Below are 22,833 nucleotides of genomic sequence, written 5' to 3' on the forward strand. Positions count from 1 at the left end.
GGCGCCGCCCGTACCGACAGCGACTCCCTTACCGCCCGTGGCCCCCGTAACGACCCGCGCCGCCCGCACTCCCGTGCGGCCTTGAGAAAGTGATTGCTGTGGCTGACGACGACAAGTACCTGGAGTACCTCAAGCGTGTCACGGCGGAGCTGCGGGACACCAAGCGGCAGCTTCGCGAGGCGGAGGAGAAGGACGCGGAGCCCCTCGCGATTGTCGCGATGAGCTGCCGCTACCCCGGCGGCGTACGGTCCCCCGAGGACCTGTGGCGGGTCGTGTCGGAGGGCGGCGACGCGATCTCCGAGTTCCCCACCGACCGCGGCTGGGACCTGGAGGCGGGCTACGACCCCGACCCCGACAACCCGGGGACCTTCTACGCCCGCGAGGGCGGCTTCCTGCACGACGCCTCCGCGTTCGACCCGGCGTTCTTCGGCATGTCCCCGCGCGAGGCGCTCGCCACCGACCCGCAGCAGCGGCTGCTGCTGGAGACGGCCTGGGAGCTGTTCGAGCGCGCCGGGATCGACCCGGCCACCCTGCGCGGCGGCAACGCGGGCGTCTTCGTCGGCGCCGCCACCTCCGGCTACGGCGTCGGCGTCACCGACATCCCCGAGGACCTGCACGGCATGCTCCTCGTCGGCAACGCCACCTCCGTCGCGTCCGGCCGTATCGCCTACCACTTCGGGCTGGAGGGCCCGGCCGTCACCGTCGACACCGCGTGCTCCTCGTCGCTCGTCGCGCTGCACTGGGCGGCGCAGGCGCTGCGCAGCCGCGAGTGCGACCTGGCCGTCGCGGGCGGCGTGGCCGTGATGGCGTCGCCCGGCATGTTCTCCGAGTTCAGCAAGCAGCGCGGGCTCGCCGCCGACGGCCGCTGCAAGCCGTTCTCCGACGACGCCGACGGCACCGGCTGGTCCGAGGGCTCCGGCCTGCTCCTCGTCGAACGCCTCGCGGACGCCCGCGCCAACGGGCACCAGGTGCTCGCCGTGCTGCGCGGCTCCGCCATCAACCAGGACGGCGCGTCCAACGGCCTCACCGCCCCCAACGGCCCCTCCCAGCAGCGCGTCATCCGGCAGGCCCTCGCCAACGCGGGCCTGGAGCCCGGCGACATCGACGCCGTCGAGGCGCACGGCACCGGTACGACCCTGGGCGACCCGATCGAGGCGCAGGCGCTGCTCGCCACCTACGGCAAGGCCAAGGACGAGGACCAGCCGCTGTGGCTCGGCTCCCTCAAGTCCAACTTCGGGCACGCGCAGTCCGCCGCGGGCGTCGCCGGGATCATCAAGATGGTGATGGCGATGCGGCACGGCAGGCTGCCGCAGACCCTGCACGTCAGCGAGCCGTCCGGGCACGTCGACTGGGACGCGGGCGCCGTACGGCTGCTCAGCGAGCCGCGTGACTGGCCAAGCCTGGACCGGCCGCGCCGGGCCGCCGTGTCGTCGTTCGGCATCAGCGGCACCAACGCGCACACCGTCCTGGAGGAGGCCCCGGAGCCCGACGCGGCGCCGGAGGCGGACACGGGGTCCGGGGCGGGGACCGTGCCCGCGCTCACCACCGTGCCGTGGCTGCTGTCCGCCCGCAGCGAGACCGCCCTGCGCGCGCAGGCCGCGCACCTCCTGGAGCGGCTGACCGACGGCGCCGACGCCCCCGACGCCCCCGGCGTCCTGGACGTCGCCCACGCCCTCGCCACCACCCGCGCCGCCTTCGAGCACCGCGCCGTCGTCGTCGCCGGTACGGCCGACCGCGACGCGGCGCTCCAGGCGCTCGCCGCCCTCGCGGACCCGGAGGAGGAGGGCGTCCCCGCGGGCGTCGTCACCGGCCGTACGGTGCAGGGCGGCACCGCCCTGCTGTTCTCCGGCGGCGGCGCCCAGCGCGCCGGGATGGGCCGCGAACTGTACGAGGCGTTCCCCGTGTTCGCGGCGGCCTTCGACGAGGTGTGCGCGCAGTTCGAGAACGAGCTGGACCGCCCCCTGCGCGACGTCGCCTGGGACGCCGACAGCACCCGCCTGGACACGATCGGCTGGACGCACCCGGCGCTGTTCGCGTTCGAGGTGGCCATGTACCGGCTGCTGACGCACTGGGGCCTCAAGGCGAAGTACGTGATGGGGCACTCCCTCGGTGAGTTCGCCGCCACGTACGTCGCGGGCGTCTGGTCGCTCCCCGACGCCTGCCGCCTGGTCGCCGCGCGCGGCCGCCTCATGCAGGCGCTGCCGGAGGGCGGCGCCATGACGGCGGTCCAGGCCACCGAGGAGGAGGTGCTGCCGCTGCTGGAGGGCCGTACCGACGAGGTGTCCGTCGCCGCCGTCAACGGCCCGAACTCCCTCGTCGTCTCCGGCACCGAGACCGCCGTCGACGCCGTCGCGGAACACTTCCGCGCCCTCGACCGCAAGGTCAGCCGGCTGCGTATCAGCCACCCGTCGCACTCCCCGCTGATGGAACCCATGCTGGACGACTTCCGGCGGGTCGCGGAGTCCGTCACCTACCGGGCGCCGAGGATGCAGGTCGTCACCAACCTCACCGGCGCCCTCGCCACCGAGGAGGAGCTGACCTCCCCGGACCACTGGGTGCGGCACGTACGGCGGTCCGTGCGGTTCGCGGACGGCATGCGGGCCCTCGTCGAGCAGGGCGTCACGCGCTTCGTCGAGATCGGCCCCGACAGCACCCTCACGGCCATGGCACAGAGCTGCCTCGCCGACGTCGAGGCGCGCGGCGACGACACCGTACGCGTGGCCATGGCCGCGCAGCGCAAGGACCGGCCCGAGGTGGCGGCCCTCTTCACCGGCCTCGGCAGCGCGTACGCGCACGGGGCGCGGCTCGACTGGACCACCGTCTTCGCCGGACAGTCCACCCGCCGCACCGAGCTGCCCACGTACCCGTTCCAACGGCAGCCGTACTGGCTGAAGATGAGCGCCGGAGCCGGGCTCGGGGACGCCGCGGCCGCCGGGCTGGGCGCCGCCGACCACCCGCTGATCGGCGCCGTCGTCCGCATCGCGGACGGCGACCAGGTGCTGCTCACCGGGCGGCTGTCCACCGCCGCGCAGCCGTGGCTCGCGGACCACGCCGTGTCCGGCACGGTCCTGCTGCCGGGCACCGCCTTCGTCGAACTCGCCGTACGCGCCGGGGACGAGGTCGGCTGCCCGCTGCTGGACGACCTCACGCTGGAGGCCCCCCTGGTGCTCGGCACCGGGCCCGGCGCCACCGCCGTACAGCTCCAACTCGTCGTCGGCGCGCCCGACCAGGCCGGACGCCGCCCCCTCGACGTGTACGCGCGGCCCGAGGGCGACGACCCCGACGCCCTCTGGACGCGGCACGCCAGCGGCGCGCTCGCCCCGGGCACCGCCGCGCCCGGCGCCGACCTGACGGCGTGGCCGCCGCCCGGCGCCCGGCCCGTACCGCTGGACGACTTCTACCCGCGCCTCGCCGGGGCCGGTTACCAGTACGGCGACGCCTTCCAGGGACTGCGCGCCGCCTGGCGGCAGGGCGACGAGGTGTACGCCGAGGTGGAGCTGCCCGAGGCGCAGCACGCCGCCACGGCGGGCTTCGGCCTGCACCCGGCGCTCCTCGACGCCGCGCTGCACGGCCAGTTGGCCGGTACGGGCGAGGGCGAGGGCGGCGGCGTGGGCCTGCCGTTCGCGTGGCGCGGGGTCGCGCTGCACGCGGTGGGCGCCACGGCGCTGCGCGTCCGGATCGCCCCCGGCGGCGACGGCGCCGTGACCCTCGACCTGGCCGACTCCGGGGGCAACCCCGTCGCGACCGTCGAGTCGCTGGTGTCCCGCGCCGTGTCCGCCGAGGCGCTCCGCGCGGCGGAGCCCAAGGCCGAGGACTCGCTGCACCGCGTGGCCTGGACCGCGCTGGACGACGCGGCGGGCGGCCCCGCGCCCGAGCCGCGCCGCTGGCACGTGCTGCGTGCCGCCCTCCCGCAGGCGGCGGCCGCCCGTACGGACGACCCGGCGGCGCTGCTCGCCGCGCACCCCGCCGCGCTGGGCAGCGCCGAGCGGATCACCGACCTGCCCGCGGAGCCCGCGACCGTACTGCTGCCGTGCGCCGGGCCCGGCACGGGCACCGGTGTGCCCGACGGCGCCGCCGTGCGGGACGCGGTGGCCGCCGTCATGACCACGGTCCAGGAGTGGCTGGAGGACGAGCGGTCCGCGCACGCGCGGCTCGCCGTCGTCACCGGCGGCGCCGTCGCCACCCGCGACGGGGAGGACGTCACCGCCCTCGCGGACGCCGCCGTGTGGGGCCTGATCCGCTCCGCGCAGGAGGAGAACCCCGGCCGTCTCGTCCTCGTCGACCTCGACGCGGCCGCCTGCCACGGCACCGCCCTGGCCCGCGCGCTCGACCGAGCGGAGACCGACGGCGAACCCCAACTGGCCGTACGGGGCGACGCGTTGCTCGTCCCGCGCCTCGCGCCCGCCCGTACGGGAGCCGCGCTCACGCCGCCCGAGGGCCACGACACGTGGCTGCTCGCGCAGGGCAGCGGCGGCACCCTCGAAGGCATGGCGCTCGTGCCGTACCCGGCGGTGGGCGAACCGCTCGCGGCGGGCGAGGTACGGATCGCCGTGCACGCCGCGGGGCTCAACTTCCGCGACGTGCTGATCTCCCTCGGCATGTACCCGGGCGGCGGCAACATGGGCAACGAGGGCGCCGGTACGGTCGTCGAGACCGGCCCCGGCGTCACCGACCTCGCCGTCGGGGACCGCGTGATGGGCCTGGTGTCCGGCGCGTTCGGGCCGGTCGCCGTCGTCGACCGGCGGCTGGTCGCCCCCGTACCCGACGGCTGGACGTTCGAGCAGGCGGCGACCACCCCGATGGTGTTCCTCACCGCCTACTACGCGCTGCGCGACCTCGCCGCCCTGTCCGACGGCGAACGCGTCCTCGTGCACGCCGCCGCGGGCGGCGTCGGCATGGCCGCCGTACAGCTCGCCCGGCACCTCGGCGCCGAGGTGTACGGCACCGCCAGCGAGGCCAAGTGGGACGCGCTGCGCGGCATGGGCCTCGACGAGCGGCACCTCGCGTCGTCCCGCGACAGCGGCTTCGAGCGGGCGTTCCTCGACGCGACCGACGGCGCGGGCGTGGACGTCGTCCTGGACGCGCTCACCGGCGAACTCGTCGACGCGTCCCTCCGGTTGCTGCCGCGCGGCGGCCGCTTCGTGGAGATGGGCAAGACCGACGTCCGCGACCCGGAGCAGGTCGCCGAGGCCCACGGCGGCGTCGCCTACCGGGCGTTCGACCTGTGGGAGGCCGGGCACGACCGGATCGGGGAGATGCTCGCCGAACTGGCCGAGCTGTTCCGCTCCGGCGCGCTGGAGCCGCTGCCCGTACGCGCCTGGGACATCCGGCGCGCCCCCGAGGCGTTCCGCTTCATGTCGCAGGCCAAGCACACCGGCAAGCTGGTGCTGACCGTGCCGCGCGCCTGGGACCCGGACGGCACCGTCCTGATCACCGGCGGCACCGGCACCCTCGGCGGGCTCGTCGCCCGCCACCTCGTCACCCGGCACGGTGTACGCCACCTGCTGCTCACCAGCCGCCGCGGCGCGGACGCCCCCGGCGCCGACGAACTCGCCGCCGGACTGCGGGAGTTGGGCGCCGACGTCACCGTCGCCGCCTGCGACGCGGCCGACCGTGCGGCGCTGGCCGCGCTCCTCGACTCCGTACCGGACGCGCACCCGCTGCGCGCCGTGGTGCACACGGCGGGCGTGCTCGACGACGGCGTGTTCGCGTCCCTCACCGCCGAACGCCTGCGGGGCGTGCTGCGCCCCAAGGCGGACGCCGCGCTGAACCTGCACGAGCTGACGGCCGACCGCGACCTCACCTCCTTCGTGCTGTTCTCGTCCGCCGCCGGACTCCTCGGCGGCTCCGGGCAGGCCAACTACGCCGCGGGCAACACCCTGCTGGACGCCCTCGCCCAGCACCGCCACGCGCACGGGCTGCCCGCCACCTCCCTCGCCTGGTCCCTGTGGGAGGAGCACAGCGGCACCACCGGCCACCTGCGCGAGGAGGACATCGCGCGCATCGCCGCGTCCGGGCTGCCGGTGCTCAGCACCGAGCAGGCCCTCGGCCTCCTCGACGCCGCGCTGGCCACCGACGAACCGCTGCTGGCGCCCGTACGGCTCGACCTGCCCGCCCTGCGCAAGCAGGCCGCCGCCGGGCGGCTCACCACGATGCTGCGCGGCATGGTGCGGGTCGTCTCGCGGCGCACCGTCGCGGGCGGCTCCGGCGACGGCGGCAGCGCGCTCGTCAAGCAGCTGACCGGGCTGCCCGAACCCGACCAGGAACGGCTGCTGCTGAAGACCGTGCGCAAGCGGGCCGCGGCCGTCCTCGGCTACCCGGACGCCGACGCGGTCGGCGCCGACCAGGCGTTCAAGGACCTGGGCTTCGACTCGCTGACCGCCGTCGAGCTGCGCAACCAGCTCGGCGCCGCCACCGGCCTGCGGCTGCCCGCGACCCTCGTCTTCGACCACCCGCGCCCCCTGGAGCTGGCGCGCTTCCTGCGCGGCGAACTCCTCGGCGGCGTCGAGGCCGTCGCCGAGACGGCGACCGTCACCGCGGCCGACGACGACCCCGTGGTGATCGTCGGCATGGCCTGCCAGTACCCCGGCGGCGTCGAGTCCCCCGAGGACCTGTGGCGACTGGTGTCGGACGGTGTCGACGCGATCTCCGCGTTCCCCGCCGACCGTGGCTGGCAGCTGTCCGCGATGCCGGACGGGCAGGGCGGATTCCTGTACGGGGCCGGGCAGTTCGACCCGTCCGTGTTCGGCATCAGCCCCCGTGAGGCGCTCGCCATGGACCCGCAGCAGCGCCTGCTGCTGGAGACGTCCTGGGAGGTCTTCGAACGCACCGGCATCGACCCGTCGTCCGTCAAGGGCAGCCGTACGGGCGTCTTCATCGGCGCCATGACCTCCGGCTACGGGGCCGGCCTGACGTCCCTCCCGGACGGCGTGGAGGGCTACATCGGCACCGGTGTGTCCGGCAGCGTCATGTCCGGCCGCGTCGCGTACACGTTCGGGCTGGAGGGTCCGGCGGTGACCGTCGACACGGCGTGCTCGTCGTCCCTCGTCGCCCTGCACATGGCGGTGCAGTCGCTCCGGCAGGGCGAGTGCGAGATGGCGCTCGCGGGCGGTGTCACGGTGATGGCGACGCCGGGCACCTTCGGCGAGTTCAGCAAGCAGAGCGGGCTCGCCGCAGACTGGCGCTGCAAGGCGTTCTCCGCCGACGCCGACGGCACCGGCTTCTCCGAGGGCGTCGGCATGCTGCTGCTGGAGCGCCGCTCCGACGCCGAACGCGCCGGACACCACGTCCTGGCCGTGCTGCGCGGCTCCGCCGTCAACCAGGACGGCGCGTCCAACGGCCTCACCGCGCCCAGCGGGAAGTCCCAGCAGCGCGTCATCCGTAGCGCGCTCTCCGCCGCCCGACTGTCCCCGGCCGACGTGGACGTCATGGAGGCGCACGGCACCGGCACCTCGCTCGGCGACCCGATCGAGGCGCACGCGCTGCTCGCCACGTACGGGCAGGGGCGCGACGAGGACCGGCCGCTGTGGCTGGGCTCCGCCAAGTCGAACCTGGGGCACACCCAGGCCGCCGCGGGCGCCGCCGGTGTCATCAAGATGGTCATGGCGATGCGGCACGAGGAGCTGCCCCGCACGCTCCACGCCGAGGTGCCGTCCCCGCACGTCGACTGGACCGCGGGCCACGTACAGCTGCTGACGGAGGCGCGGCCCTGGCCGCGCGGCGCACAGCCGCGGCGCGCGGGCGTGTCCTCCTTCGGCATCAGCGGCACCAACGCGCACGTGGTGCTGGAGGAGGGACCCGCCCCCGCCGCCGTACCCACCCCCGCCGGGCGGGCGTCCGCCGGGCCCGAGGCCGACGCGTCCGGTGACGCGTCCACCGGGCCGGTCGTCCTGCCCGTGTACGGGCGGACCCCGGACGCGCTCCGCGCCCAGGCCAAGCGCCTCTGGTCGCACCTGTCCGCCCAGGACGCGCCGCCCGCGCTGCGCGACCTCGGCCACTCGCTGGCCACGACCCGTGCCGTACTGGAGCACCGCGCGGTGGTCGTCGCCGACAGCCACCAGGAGTTCCTGGACGCGCTGACCGCCCTCGGGCGGGACGGCGACGCCACCGCCGAACTGCCCGCGGGCGTCGTACGCGGCGAGAGCGGCGGCGCCGGTCGCACCGCGTTCCTCTTCACCGGCCAGGGCGCGCAGCGCCCCGGCATGGGCCGCGAGTTGTACGAGCGGTTCCCCGTGTACGCCCGTGCCTTCGACGAGGTCTGCGCCGAACTCGACCGGCACCTCGCCGAGCCGGGCGGCCCGGCGCTGCGCGACGTGGTGTTCGCCGAGGCGGGCACGGACGAGGCGGCGCTGCTGGACCGTACGGCCTGGACGCAGACGTCGCTGTTCGCCGTCGAGACGGCGTTGCACGCGCTCGTACGCTCCTGGGGCGTCCACCCGGACGTGCTCATCGGCCACTCCGTGGGCGGCCTGACCGCCGCGCACGCCGCCGGGGTGCTCACCCTCGCGGACGCGTGCGCGCTGGTCGCCGCGCGCGGCCGACTGATGCAGGCGCTGCCGGAGGGCGGCGCCATGGCCGCCGTGCAGGCCACCGAGGAGGAGGTGCTGCCGCTGCTGGCGGGACGCGAGGCCGAGGTCGGCCTCGCCGCCGTCAACGGTCCGATGTCCGTCGTCGTCTCCGGCGACGAGGACGCGGTCGAGGCCGTCACCGCGCACTTCGCCGGGGAGGGGCGCAGGACGACGCGGCTCCGGGTCAGCCACGCGTTCCACTCGCCGCGCATGGACGCCATGCTCGACGACTACGCGGAGGTGGCGCGGAGCGTGCGGTTCAGCCCGCCGACCGTCCCCGTCGTCTCCGACCTGACCGGCGAGCGGGCCACCGACGAGGAGCTGTGCTCGCCCGACTACTGGGTCCGGCACGCCCGGCAGGCCGTACGGTTCCGCGACGGGGTCCGCACCCTGGAGGCGGACGGCGTACGGACGTTCCTGGAGCTGGGCCCGGACAGCGCGCTCACCGCGATGGCCGTGGACAGCCTCACCGGCGCCACCACCGCCACCGTCGCCGTACCGCTGCTGCGCCGTGACCGGTCGGAGGCCCGTACGGCGCTGCTCGCCGCGGGCACGCTGCACGCGCACGGCGCGGGCGCCGGGCTGACGACGCTGTACGGCGACCTGCCCGCCGAGGGCGCCCGCCGCGTCGAACTGCCCACGTACGCCTTCCAACGACGCCGGTTCTGGCTGGTGCCCGAAGAGGTCCCGGCGGCGTCCGGTACGGCGGCCGGTGGGGCGGACGCCGAGTTCTGGGCGGCCGTCGAGGGCGCCGACCTGGACGGGCTCGCCGCCCGGCTGGAGCTGGACGCCGACGCGAGGCTCAGCGAGGTGCTGCCCGCGCTGTCGTCGTGGCGCCGCCGCGAGGAGGACCGTTCCGCGCTCGACTCCGTGCGCTACGAGGTGACCTGGCGTCCCGCCGGTGGCAGCGCCGCCGCGTCCGTCTCCGGCACGTGGCTGCTGCCGCTGCCGTCCGCGCTGGACGGCGACGCCTGGGCCGTGTCCGTCGCCGACGCGCTCACCGCGCACGGCGCGCACGTCGTCCCCGTACCGCTGGACACCGCCGACCCGGCGGCCCTGGACCGTACGGCGCTGACGGAGCGGCTGCGCGCGGAGTTCGACGCGCACGGGCCCGTCGCCGGTGTCCTGTCGCTCCTCGCCGCCGCACCGGACGCCGACGCGCACGGGACGGCGGCGCCCGCCGGGCTCGTCGCCACCACGGTGCTGCTCCAGGCCCTGTCCGGCCTCGGCGGTGACGCGCCCCTGTGGTGCGTCACCCGGGGCGCGGTCGCCGTGCACGCGCAGGAGGACGTGCCCGCGCCCGAGCAGGCCGGGGTGTGGGGCCTGGGCCGTGTCGCCGCGCTCGAACACCCCCGGCTGTGGGGCGGCGTGGTGGACCTCCCCGCCCGGGACGCCGCGACCGACCCGACCGCCGCGACCGACCCGGCGGACGCCCTCGACGCGCGGGCCGGGGAACGCCTCTGCGCCGTCCTCGACGGCGCGCGGGCGGCCGGAGGCGCGCAGGGCCCGCAGCCCGCCGAGGACCAGGCGGCCGTACGGTCGTCCGGCCTCTTCGTCCGCAGGCTGGAGCACGCCCACCACTCCGGCACACCGGGCACCGTCCCGGAGCCGGACGGCTCCGGCTGGAAGTGCTCCGGCACGGTCCTGGTCACCGGCGGCACCGGCGCGCTCGGCGCGCACGTCGCCCGCTGGCTCGCCGAGCGCGGCGCCGAGCACCTGGTGCTCGTCAGCAGGCGCGGCCGGGACGCCGAGGGCGCGGCCGCGCTGGAGGCCGAACTCACCGGCACCGGCGTCCGCGTGACGATCGCCGCCTGCGACGCGGCCGACCGTACGGCGCTGGCGGCGCTGCTCGCGGAGCACCCGGTCGACGTCGTGGTGCACGCCGCGGGCGTGCTGGACGACGGCCCGATCGACGGGCTCACGCCGGACGGCCTCGCCGCCGTGCTGCGGCCCAAGCAGGCGGCGGCGCGCAACCTGGACGAACTGACGCGGGACCAGGACCTGTCCGCGTTCGTGCTGTTCTCCTCCATCGCCGGTTCGGTCGGCTCGCTGGGGCAGGCCAACTACGCGGCGGCCAACGCGTACCTGGACGCGCTCGCCCAGCGGCGCCACGCCCGTGGCTTGCCCGCGACGAGCGTGTCGTGGGGCCCGTGGGCGGGCGGGGGCATGGCCGGGGACGCGAAGGTCGCCGGCCGGGTCCGCGGCGCCGGTGCCCGGCCCATGGAGCCGGAGCGCGCGCTCGCCGCGCTCGCCGTGCTCCTCGCCCGGGGCGGGACGACGGCGACCGTCGCCGACGTCGACTGGGGCCTGTTCGCGCCCGGACTGACCGCCATGCGGCCCAGCCCGCTGCTGGCCGAACTGCCGGAGGTCGCCGCGCTCGGCGCGCAGGCGGCGCCGAGCGCCGACGCGGAGGCGGGCGCGGCGAAGCTCCGCGCCGAGCTGGCCGCCGCCGGTCCGGAGGAGCGGGAGCGGAAGCTGACGCTGCTGGTACGTACTCAGGTGGCCGGTGTGCTCGGGCACGCGGGGGCGGACGAGATCGGGCCCGACCGCCCGTTCAGCGCGCTCGGCTTCGACTCCCTGATGGCGGTCGAACTCCGCAACCGGCTCGGCCTGGTCACCGGCCTGCCGCTGCCCGCGACGCTGCTGTTCGACCACCCCACCTCCCGCGAGCTGGCCGTGCGCCTGCGCGGCGAGCTGGTGGCCCCGGACACCGGCGGCGCGCCCGTGCTCGCCGAACTCGACCGGCTGGAACAGGCCCTGGCGGCCGTACCCGGCGACGACACCCAGCGCTCCCGCATCGGCGCCCGGCTGCGGTCGCTGCTGGCGCAGTGGAACGGCGGCACCGGCGGCACGGACCGTACGGTGGGCGACACCACCGGGGGCGGCGAGGACACCCGCGACGTGAGCGAACGGATCAGCTCCGCGGGGGCGGACGAGATCTTCGACTTCATCGAGAACGACCTCGGGCTCTCGTGAGCGGCCGCGAGCCGGACGGGCGAGGAAGACACACAGGAGCGGCAATGGGCGACGACCAAGAGAAGATCCTCGGCTACCTGCGGAAGGTCACCGCCGACCTGCACCAGACGCGTCAGCGGCTCCAGGCCGCCGAGGCGAAGAACAGGGAGCCGATCGCGATCGTCTCCATCGGCTGCCGCTTCCCCGGCGGCGCCGAGGGGCCCGAGGACCTGTGGGAACTGCTGGGCTCCGGCACCGACGCCATGGCCGAGTGGCCCGCCGACCGCGGCTGGCGCACCGAGGAGCTGTACGACCCGGAGCCCGGCAAGCCCGGCAAGGCGTACACGAAGATGGGCGCGTTCCTCGACCGCGCCGCCGACTTCGACGCCGGGTTCTTCGGCATCGCCCCCCGCGAGGCCACGGGCATGGACCCGCAGCAGCGGCTGCTGCTGGAGACGTCGTGGGAGGCGTTCGAGCGCGCCGGAGTCGATCCGCTGACGCTGCGCGGCAGCCGTACGGGCGTCTTCGCGGGCACCAACATGCTCGACTACCCCGCGCTCCTCGGCGCCGCCCGCGACCCCGAGGCGCAGGACGGCGTGGGCAACTCGCCGAGCGTCGTCTCCGGGCGGATCTCGTACACGTTCGGGCTGGAGGGCCCGGCGGTGACCGTCGACACGGCCTGCTCCTCGTCGCTGGTCGCGCTGCACCTCGCGATGCAGGCGCTGCGCGCGGGGGAGTGCGACCTCGCGCTCGCCGGCGGCGCGACGGTGATGGCCACACCCACCCTGTTCCTGGAGTTCAGCAAGCAGCGCGGGCTGGCCGCCGACGGGCGCTGCAAGGCGTTCTCCGACGACGCCGACGGCACCGGCTGGGGCGAGGGCGCGGGCATGCTCCTCGTCGAGCGCCTGTCCGACGCGCGCGCGAACGGGCACCCGGTGCTGGCGGTCGTACGCGGCTCCGCCGTCAACCAGGACGGCGCGTCCAACGGCCTCACCGCGCCCAACGGCCCCTCCCAGCAGCGCGTCATCTGGCAGGCGCTCGACAACGCCGAACTCGCCCCCGGCGACGTGGACGCCGTCGAGGCGCACGGCACCGGTACGACCCTGGGCGACCCCATCGAGGCGCAGGCGCTCCTCGCCACCTACGGGCAGGACCGCGATCCCGAACGGCCGCTCTGGCTCGGCTCGGTGAAGTCCAACATCGGGCACACCCAGGCCGCCGCCGGGCTCGCCGGAGTGATCAAGATGGTGCAGGCCATGCGGTACGGCACGCTGCCGCGCAGCCTGCACGTCGGCGAGCCGTCCAGCCACGTCGACTGGACCGCCGGAGAGGTGCGGCTGCTGTCCGAGGCGCGGCCCTGGCCGGAGACGGGACGGCCGCGGCGCGCGGGCGTGTCGTCGTTCGGCGTCAGCGGCACCAACGCGCACGTCATCCTGGAGGCGCCCGAGCCGGAGCCGGACCAAGCGTCCGAGCCGGACACCGCCGACGCGGACGCGGACGCGCCCGGTGCCGCCGCTCCCGCCGAAGTGCCCGCGCGCCCGCTCCCGTTCCCCGTGTCCGGCCGCACCGAGGCCGCGCTCCGCGCGCAGGCCGCGCGGCTCCGCGCGCACCTGCACGGCCCGGACGGCCGGGGCCTGCGGCCCGCCGACCTGGCGTGGTCGCTGGCCGCGCACCGGGCGACGTTCGACCACCGTGCCGTCGTCGTCGCGGACGACCGCGACGCGCTGCTGCGCGGCCTGGACGCCGTCGCCGACGGCAGCCCGCTGGCGGGCGTCGTACGCGGCGTCGCCGACACCGAGGGCCGCGGCGTCCTCGTCTTCCCCGGCAGCGGCCCCGAGTGGCGCGGCATGGCCGTACAACTGCTGGAGCAGGACGCCGACTTCCGGGCTGCGCTGACCGAGATCTCCGAGGCCATCGGCCGGTACGCCGACTGGTCCGTGCTGGACGTCCTGAAGGGCGCCGACGGCGCGCCGGACATGGACCGCTTCGACGTGATCCAGCCGCTGCTGTTCGCCGTCAACACGGCGCTGGCCCGCCTCTGGCGCGCCCGCGGCGTCACGCCGTCCGCCGTCGTCGGGCACAGCCAGGGCGAGGTGGCCGCGGCGTACGTCGCCGGGGCGCTGACCCTCGACGACGCCGCCCTGGTCATCGTCCGCCGGGCCCAGGCCCTCACCGTCCTCGCCGGGCGCGGCGGCCTCGCCTCCGTGGCGCTGCCCCTCGCCGAGGTGGAGGAGCGCATCGCGCGCTGGGACGGCGCGCTGTGCGTCGGCGCCGTCAACGGCCCCCGCGCCGTGGTGGTGTCGGGCGACACCGACGCGCTGGTGGAGCTGCTCGACGAGCTGTCCGCGGAGGGCGTACGCACCCGGCGGGTGCCCGCCGACTACGCGTCGCACTCGTACCACGTGGACGAGGTGCGCGACCGGTTCCTGGCCGACATCGCCGCCATCCGGCCGCGCGCCGGGGACGTGCCGTTCTTCTCCACCGCCACCGGCGACTGGGTGGACACCGCGAGCCTCGACGCCGACTACTGGATGCGCAACCTGCGCGGCACCGTCCGCTTCGAGGAGGCCGTACGGGCCCTCGCCGAGCAGGGGCACCGCGCGTTCGTCGAGGTCAGCCCGCACCCCGTGCTGACCACCGCGATCGGCGACACCCTGGAGGACGCCGGGGTCACCGACGCCGTCGTGGCCGGCACGCTCCGCCGGGACGACGGCGGCGCCGACCGCTTCCTCGCCTCCGCCGCCGAACTCGCCGTACGCGGCGGGCCCGTGGACTGGCGCACCCTCCTGCACGGCGTGCTCGGCGGCGCGGGCGGGCGCGTCGACCTCCCCACGTACGCCTACCAGCGCCGCCGCTACTGGCCGCAGGCCAGCGCGGACGCGCGGCAGGACCCTGGCGCCACCACCGACGCCCCGTTCTGGGACGCGGTGGAGAACAGCGACGTCACCGCCCTCACCCGCGCCCTGCACGTCGACACCGACACCCTCGCCCGGCTGCTGCCCGCCCTCTCCGGCTACCGGCGCCGCTCCGTCGAGGGCGCCACCGTCGACTCCTGGCGCTACCGCGTCGCGTGGCAGCCCGTCGGCACCGAGGGCGCGCCGCCGCTGCGCGGCAGCTGGCTGCTGCCGCTGCCCGCCGGGCGCGCGGACGACCCGCACGTCACCGCCGTGGTGGAGGCGCTGACCCGCGCCGGTGCCCGCCCCGTACCGGTGCCGCTGGACCCGCGCGGCAGCCGTACGGAGTACGCCGACGCGCTGCGCGCCGTCCTCGGCGGCACGCCCGCCGAGGGGGACGCGCCCGCAGAAGGCGACGCGCCCGCCGGGGCCGAGGCCCCCGCCGGGGTGCTGTCCCTGCTGGCGCTCGACACCACCCCGTACGCCTCCGAGCCGGAACTCCCCTGCGGCTACGCCGCGTCCGTGGCCCTCGTCCAGGCCCTCGACGACCTCGGCACCCACGCGCCGACCTGGCTCGCCACCACCGGCGCCGTCCTCGCCGTACCCGGCGACGAGCCCGGCCCCGGCTTCCGCGAGCAGGCCCTCGTCTGGGGCTTCGGGCGCGTCGTCGCCCTCGAACAGCCCGAGCGCTGGGGCGGCCTCGTCGACCTGCCCGCCGTGCCCGACGCGGCGGCGGGCGACCGGCTCGCCGCGGTGCTCGCCGGGATCGGCGGCGAGACGGGCACCGAGGACGCGGTGGCCGTACGCGCCACGGGCGTACGCGGGCGCAGGCTCGTACGGTCGGGCACCGGCGGGGTGCCCGGCGTACGCGACTGGACCCCCTCCGGCACGGTCCTGGTCACCGGCGGCACCGGCGCGCTCGGCGGCCACGTCGCCCGCTGGCTCGCCCGCCACGAGGGCGTGCACCTGCTGCTCGTCAGCCGCAGCGGCGAGGACGCGCCCGGCGCCGGTGAACTCGCCGCGGAACTCCGCGCGTCGGGCGCCGGGGTCACCGTCGCCTCCTGCGACATCTCCGACCGCGACGCGCTCGCCGCGCTCCTCGCGGACATCCCCGCCGACCGCCCCCTCGACGCCGTCGTGCACACCGCCGCCGTCCTCGACGACGGCGTCGTCACCGCGCTGACCCCCGAACGCCTCGCCGGGGTGCTCCGCGTCAAGGCGCGGGGCGCGCTCCACCTCGACGCGCTCACCGCCGACCTGGACCTGTCCGCTTTCGTGCTGTTCGCCTCCACGGCGGGCACCTTCGGCGGCCCCGGGCACGGCAACTACGCGCCCGGCAACGCCTTCCTGGACGCCCTCGCCCAGGACCGCCGCGCCCGCGGCCTGCCCGCCACCTCCGTCGCCTGGAGCGGCTGGGCCGAGGGCGGCATGGCCAGCGGCGCCGTCGAACAGCGGCTCAGCAGGCACGGCGTACGGCGCATGGCGCCCGGCACCGCCGTCTCCGCGCTCCAGCAGGCGCTCGACCACGACGACACCAACACCGTCGTCACCGACATCGACTGGGACGTCTTCGGCGCCGAACTCGCCACCGGCCGCCCCCGCCCCCTCTACGCCGAACTCCCCGAGGCGCAGCGCGCCCGCGTCGCCGCCCGCGCGGCCGAGGGGCCCGCCGAGGGCCAGGCGGACGACGGGCGGAGCCTCGCCCGGCAGCTCGCCGCGCTCGGCGAGGGCGAACAGCGGCGCGCGGTGCTGGAACTCGTACGCGGCCACATCGCGTACGTCCTCAACCACGCGAGCCCGGACGAGGTGGAGCCCACCCGCGCCTTCCGCGAGCTGGGCTTCGACTCGCTCACCGCCGTCGAACTCCGCAACACGCTGACCGCCGCCACCGGCCAGCCGCTGCCCGCCACGCTCGTCTACGACTACCCGACGCCCGCCGCCCTCGCCGACCACCTCCGCGCCGGACTCGCCCCCGCCACCGGTGAGGCCGTGGCCGCGCCCGACGGCGCCGCGCCCGCGCGGGTGGACGGCGACCCCATCGCCGTCGTCGCGGTGAGCTGCCGTTTCCCCGGCGGCGCGAACTCCCCCGAGGAGTTCTGGGACCTGCTGGCACGCGGCGCCGACGCCATGACCGAGTGGCCCGACGACCGCGAGTGGGACGTGGACGCCCTCTACGACCCCGAGCCCGGACTGCCCGGCAAGAGCTACGCCAAGCACGGCGGGTTCGTGGACGGCATGGCCGACTTCGACCCGGCGTTCTTCGAGATCTCGCCCCGCGAGGCGCTCGCGATGGACCCCCAGCAGCGACTGCTGCTGGAGACGTCCTGGGAGGCGTTCGAGCGCGCGGGCATCGCGCGGGACACGCTGCGCGGCAGCCGTACGGGCGTCTTCGCCGGCACCAACTACCAGGACTACGCGTCCCGTCCGCTCGTCCCCGTCGAGGGCGCCGACGCCCACCTCGGCACCGGCAACTCGGCGAGCGTCATGTCCGGGCGGATCTCGTACACGTTCGGGCTGGAGGGCCCGGCGGTGACCGTCGACACGGCCTGCTCGTCGTCGCTGGTCGCCCTGCACTGGGCGGTGCAGGCGCTGCGCGCGGGGGAGTGCGACCTGGCGTTGGCGGGCGGGGTGACGCTGATGTCCGCGCCCGGCCTGTTCGTCGACTTCAGCCGTCAGCGCGGCCTGGCGGCCGACGGCCGCTGCAAGGCGTTCGCGGACGCGGCCGACGGTACGGGCTGGGGCGAGGGCGCGGGCATGCTCCTCGTCGAGCGGCTCTCGGACGCGCGCCGCAACGGGCATCCGGTGCTGGCGGTCGTACGCGGCTCCGCCGTCAACCAGGACGGCGCGTCCAACGGTCTCACCGCGCCCAACGGCCCCTCCCAGCAGCGCGTCATCCGCGCCGCCCTCGCCAGCGGCGGCCTGGAACCGGGCGACGTGGACGCCGTCGAGGCGCACGGCACCGGTACGACGCTGGGCGACCCCATCGAGGCGCAGGCGCTCCTCGCCACCTACGGGCGCGACCGCGACGCCGAACGGCCCCTGCTGCTCGGCGCCGTGAAGTCCAACATCGGGCACACCCAGGCCGCGGCGGGCGCCGCCGGACTGATCAAGATGGTGCTCGCCCTAGAGCACGGCGTGCTGCCGCGCACCCTGCACGTGGACGCCCCGTCCTCGCACGTCGACTGGTCCGCCGGGCACGTCGAACTGCTCGCCGAGGCCACCGGGTGGCCCGCGGCCGAACGGCCGCGCCGCGCGGGCGTGTCCGCGTTCGGGATCAGCGGCACCAACGCGCACGTCATCCTGGAGGAGGCGCCGGCCCCCGCGCCGGAAACCCGGGACACCGCGCCCGAGGGACCCGCGGAGGACGCGCCCGGAGCCGTACGGGCGACGCTGCCCGCCGTCGCCGCGCCGCCGGTGCCGTGGGTGCTCAGCGCCCGCTCCCGCGACGCGCTGCGCGCGCAGGCCGCACGCCTCCTCGCGCACGTCACGGACCGGCCCGACCCCGACCCGGTGGACGTCGGCCACTCGCTCGCCGTGACCCGTACGCCCTGGGAGCACCGCGCGGTGCTGCTCGGCGCCGACCGGGACGAACTGCTGGCCCAGCTCGCCGTACTCGCCGAACAGGCCCCGCCCGAGGGCGCGTCGGCCGGGAGCGACGCGTCGGCCGAGCGGGCGCCGGTGGGCGCGACGCAGCGCGGCGGCCGTACGGCGTTCCTGTTCGCCGGGCAGGGCGCGCAGCGGGTCGGCATGGGCCGCGAACTGCACGCCGCCTTCCCGGTGTTCGCCGAGGCGTTCGACGCGGCGTGCGCGCTGCTGGACGCCGAGACCCGCGCCGCCGGAGGGGACGAACGGCCCCTGCGCGACCTGGTGTTCGGCGCCGGTGACGCCGACGCCGAGGCCCTGAACCGCACGGGCCGCACCCAGCCCGCCCTCTTCGCGTTCGAGGTCGCCCTCTACCGCCTCGCCGAGTCCTGGGGCCTCGTCCCCGACCACCTCGTCGGCCACTCCGTCGGCGAGCTGGCCGCCGCCCACGTCGCCGGGGTGCTCACCCTGGAGGACGCCTGCCGGGTCGTCGCCGCGCGCGGCCGCCTGATGGAGCAACTGCCCGCGGGCGGCGCCATGGTGGCGCTCCAGGCGTCCGAGGACGAGGTGCTGGCGCTGCTCGACGGCCGCGCCGACGTGGGCGTCGCGGCGTTCAACGGGCCGCGCGCCACCGTCGTCTCCGGCACCGAGGCGGCCGTCGAGGAGGTCGCCGCGCACGTACGGGACACCCTCGGCCGCAGGACGACGCGGCTACGGGTCAGCCACGCGTTCCACTCGCCGCTCATGGAGCCGATGCTCGACGCCTTCCGGCGGGTGCTCGACACCGTGGAGTTCGCCGCCCCGAGCATCCCCCTCGTCTCCAACGTCACCGGCGCCGCCGCCACCACCGAGGAGCTGTGCTCCGCCGACTACTGGGTGCGGCACGTCCGGCAGCCCGTACGGTTCGCCGACGGCGTCGCGCTGCTCGCCGCACAGGGCGTCAGCCGTTTCCTGGAGATCGGCCCCGACGGCACGCTCGCCGCGCTCGCCGGGGCGAGCGTCGGTGACCACGACCCGTACGTCACGCCCGCCCTGCGCAAGGACCGCCCGGAGGCGCGCGCGCTGCTGACGGCCGTGGCCGAGCTGTACGTACGGGGCGCGCACGTCGCCTGGGACACGCTGCTGCCCGGCGGGCGGCGGGTGGACCTCCCCACGTACGCGTTCCAGCACCGGCGTTACTGGCTGAGGACCGCCGTCCAGCACGGCGACATGGGCGCCGCGGGCCTCGAACAGCCCGCGCACCCCCTGCTCGGCGCGGCGGTCGCGCCCGTCGGCAGCGACAGCGTCGTGTTCACCGGCAGCCTGTCCACGCGTACGCACCCGTGGCTGGCCGACCACGTGATCCTCGGCCGTACGATCCTGCCCGCCACCGGCTACCTCGACCTGGCCGTGCACGCGGGCGACCGTACGGACTGCGGCACCGTCGCCGAACTCACCCTGGAGACGCCCCTGGTCGTCCCCGACGGGGCCCCGACGCACCTCCAGGTGGTCGTCGGGCCGCCCGACGACACCGGGCAGCGGCCCTTCGGCGTGCACTCGCGCCCGTCCGGCGCCGCACCCGACGACCCGTGGCTGCGGCACGCCCAGGGCCTGCTGGCCCCGGACGCGCCCACCGCGCCCCCGGCGGACCTCACGGCCTGGCCGCCCGCTGACGCGGAACGCCTCGACACGGACGGCCTGTACGACACGATCGCCGTCGGGGGCCTCGCCTACGGGCCCGCCTTCCAGGGCCTGGAGACGGTCTGGCGGCGGGGCGAGGAGATCTTCGCGGAGGTCGCGCTGCCGGAGGAGGTACGCGGCGACGCCGCGCGCTTCGCCCTGCACCCGGCGCTGCTCGACGCGGCGCTCCAGGCGCTCATCACGAAGCAGCGCGGCGACGGTGGCGACGCCGACGCCGCCGGGGGCACGGACGCCGGGGCCACCGCCATGCTGCCCTTCGCCTGGAGCGGACTGACGCTGCACGCCGTCGGGGCCTCCGCGCTGCGCGTACGGCTGGCCCCGACCGACCGGGCGAACGAGTTCTCCGTGCTCGTCGCCGACCCCGACGGCCACCCCGTGGCGTACGCCGAGGCGCTCAGCCTCCGCGCGCTCTCCGCCGACCAGATGCGTGCCGACACGGCCACCGCGCCGCCCCTGCTGCGCACCCGTTGGCAGCCCGCCGACACCGCGCCGCCGCGCCCCGCCGCGGAGTCGCTGCGCTGGGTCCTGCTCGGCGGTCAGGACGACGGCGGCGTCGGCAAGGCCCTGGACGCCGCGGGCGTGCACCTGGAGACGTACGCCGACCTGGAGTCCGTCGCCCTCGCCGCCGACACCGGCATGGCCGTGCCCGCGGTGGTGCTCGCCCCGCTGGGCGGCTCCGGAGCCGGTACGCCGCCGGAGGCGGTGCGCGAGCTGCTGGCCGAGGCGCACGAGCTGTGCCGCCGCTGGCTGGAGGACGAACGGTTCGCGGACGCGCGCCTGTTCCTGCTCACCCGGGGCGCGGTGGCCGCCACCGAGGGCGAGCCCGTACGGGACCTGGCGGGGGCCGCGCTCTGCGGCCTGGTCCGTTCCGCGCAGGCCGAGTACCCCGAGCGGCTGTGCGTGATCGACCTGGACGACGCGGACGCCTCCCGCGCCGCCGTCCTCGGGGCGGTCGCCGCGGCACGCCCGCTGACGGCCGTACGGGACGGGGAGCTGCGGTACCCGGGGCTGACCCGGGTCGCGGCACCCGGCACCGCACCCGACGACACGGCACCCGACGACACGAAGCCCGCCGCCGCGCCCGTCTTCGCGCCCGGCGGCACCGTGCTCGTCACCGGCGCCACCGGCACGCTCGGCCGCGTCGTCGCCCGCCACCTGGTCACCGGGCACGGCGTACGGCGGCTGCTGCTCGCCGCCCGCAGCGGTCGTACCGCCGAGGGCGCCGACGAACTGGTCGCCGAACTCACCGGCCTCGGCGCCGACGTGCGCCTCGCCGCCTGCGACGTCGCCGACCGCGACGCGCTCCGCGCGCTGCTCGCCGACGAGGTGCCGGACGCGCACCCGCTGACCGGTGTGGTGCACGTGGCGGGCGTCGTGGACGACGGCACCGTGACCTCGCTGACCCCCGAACAGTTCGACCGGGTGCTGCGTCCGAAGGCGGACGCGGCCTGGCTGCTGCACGAACTGACCGCGGACCTGGGCCTGTCGGCGTTCGTGCTGTACTCCTCGGCGGCGGGCACCTTCGGTTCGCCCGGCCAGGGCAACTACGCCGCGGCCAACGCGTTCCTGGACGCCCTCGCCGCCCACCGGCACTCCCTCGGGCTGCCCGCCACGTCCCTCGCCTGGGGCCTGTGGGCGGCGGACAGCTCGCTCACCGCCGGGCTGGGGCAGGCCGACCGGCACCGCATGGAGCGCGGCGGCATGCGCCCGCTCACGGCGGCGGACGGCATGGCGCTGTTCGACGCGGCGCTGGCCTCCGGCGAGCCCGCGCTGACCGCGCTCCGGATGGCGCCCGCCGCGCTCGACGCGCTGCTGCGCGGCCGTCCCCTGCCCGCGCGCGGGCAGGGCAGGCGGACCGCGGGCGAGGCGCGCTCGTCCGCGCCGACGCTCCGCTCCCGGCTCGCCGGGCTCGGCGCGGAGGAACGCGCGAAGGTGCTGTTCGAGCTGGTACGGGACCGGGTGGCGGGCGTGCTCGGGCACGGTTCGGCGGCGACGGTCGAGGCCGACCAGTCGTTCACCGAGCTGGGCTTCGACTCACTCACGGCGGTGGAACTGCGGAACCAGCTGGTGGAGGCCACCGGCCTGCGGCTGCCGCCCACCCTGGTCTTCGACCTGGCGACCGCCGAGGCCCTGGCCGGGCACCTGGACGCGCTGCTCGCCGAGGGCGGCGACACCGCCTCCGCCGAGCCGTACCCGGGCGACCGGGACGCGGGCGGCGACGGCGGGCAGCGGGACGGCACCCTCGGCGCCCTGTTCCGGCAGGCGACCGAGGCGAACCGGATCGACGCCGGGTTCGAACTCCTGCTGGCCGCCGCCCGGTTGCGCCCGACCTTCGCCGCGCCGGACGAGCTGGACTCCGTCGCCGCCCCGGTCAAGCTGGCCGCCGCGAGCGGCCGTCGCGGCACGAGCGCCGGCACCGGCGCGGACGGCGGCGCGGACACCGCCGCCGTGCCGCCGCCGCTCGTCTGCTTCAGCTCGTACGTGGCGCTGGCGGGCGTGCACCAGTACGCGCGCTTCGCCTCCGCCTTCCGCGGCGAACGCGACGTCTGGGCCGTGCACACCCAGGGCTTCGGCCGCGGCGAGCGGCTGCCGGAGTCCCTGGACGCCGTCGCGCGGCTCCTCGCGGAGTCGGCGATGGCCTGCACGGGCGGCGTACCGCCGGTGCTCGTCGGCTCGTCCTCCGGCGGCAACCTCGCGCTGGCCGTGGCCGAGCACCTGGAGCGCGAGGGCGTACGGCCCCCGGCGGTCCTCATGCTCGACACGTACATGCCGCGGGCGGACTCGCCGTTCGTACGGTTCTCCGCCGAGATGCTGAAGGGTATGTTCGCGCGGGAGTCGATGTTCGCGCAGATGGACAACGACCGCCTGACAGCGATGAGTTGGTACATCGACATGGTGGGGGAGTGGGAGCCCGGACCGCTGCGCACGCCCGCGCTGCTGCTCCGCGCCTCCGAGCCGCCGCTGCCCCGGGAGGCCCTGGGCGACGACGCGGACGCGTGGCAGACCGAGTGGGACCGGGCGACGCGCACCGTCGACGTCACCGGGAGTCACTTCTCGATGGTGGAGGAGCACGCGACCGAGACCGCGCGCACCGCCGCGGAGCTGCTCGCGGCCCTGCCGGGAGGGGATGCCTGAGACCCCGCGGCGCCCGTGGA

General features: G+C 76.5%; 2 protein-coding genes. Both read left to right on the forward strand.

Annotation, left to right across the window (positions count from 1 at the left end; all coding sequences use genetic code 11):
- Positions 1–98: 98 nt before the first annotated feature.
- A complete protein-coding gene (locus D7M15_RS19395; protein WP_121518674.1) occupies positions 99–11,543 on the forward strand; it encodes a type I polyketide synthase in 11,445 nt (3,814 codons plus the stop codon).
- A gap of 44 nt (positions 11,544–11,587) precedes the next feature.
- A complete protein-coding gene (locus D7M15_RS19400) occupies positions 11,588–22,813 on the forward strand; it encodes a type I polyketide synthase (protein WP_121518675.1) in 11,226 nt (3,741 codons plus the stop codon).
- Positions 22,814–22,833 lie beyond the last annotated feature (20 nt).

It is taken from the genome of Streptomyces sp. Z26 (assembly GCF_003665095.1).
Classification (GTDB): Bacteria; Actinomycetota; Actinomycetes; order Streptomycetales; family Streptomycetaceae; genus Streptomyces; species Streptomyces phytohabitans.

What these genes read in the sequence shown, in the direction of transcription:
- D7M15_RS19400 (WP_121518675.1), top strand. Translation starts at nt 11,588, where the DNA reads ATGGGCGACGACCAAGAGAAGATCCTCGGCTACCTGCGGAAGGTCACC.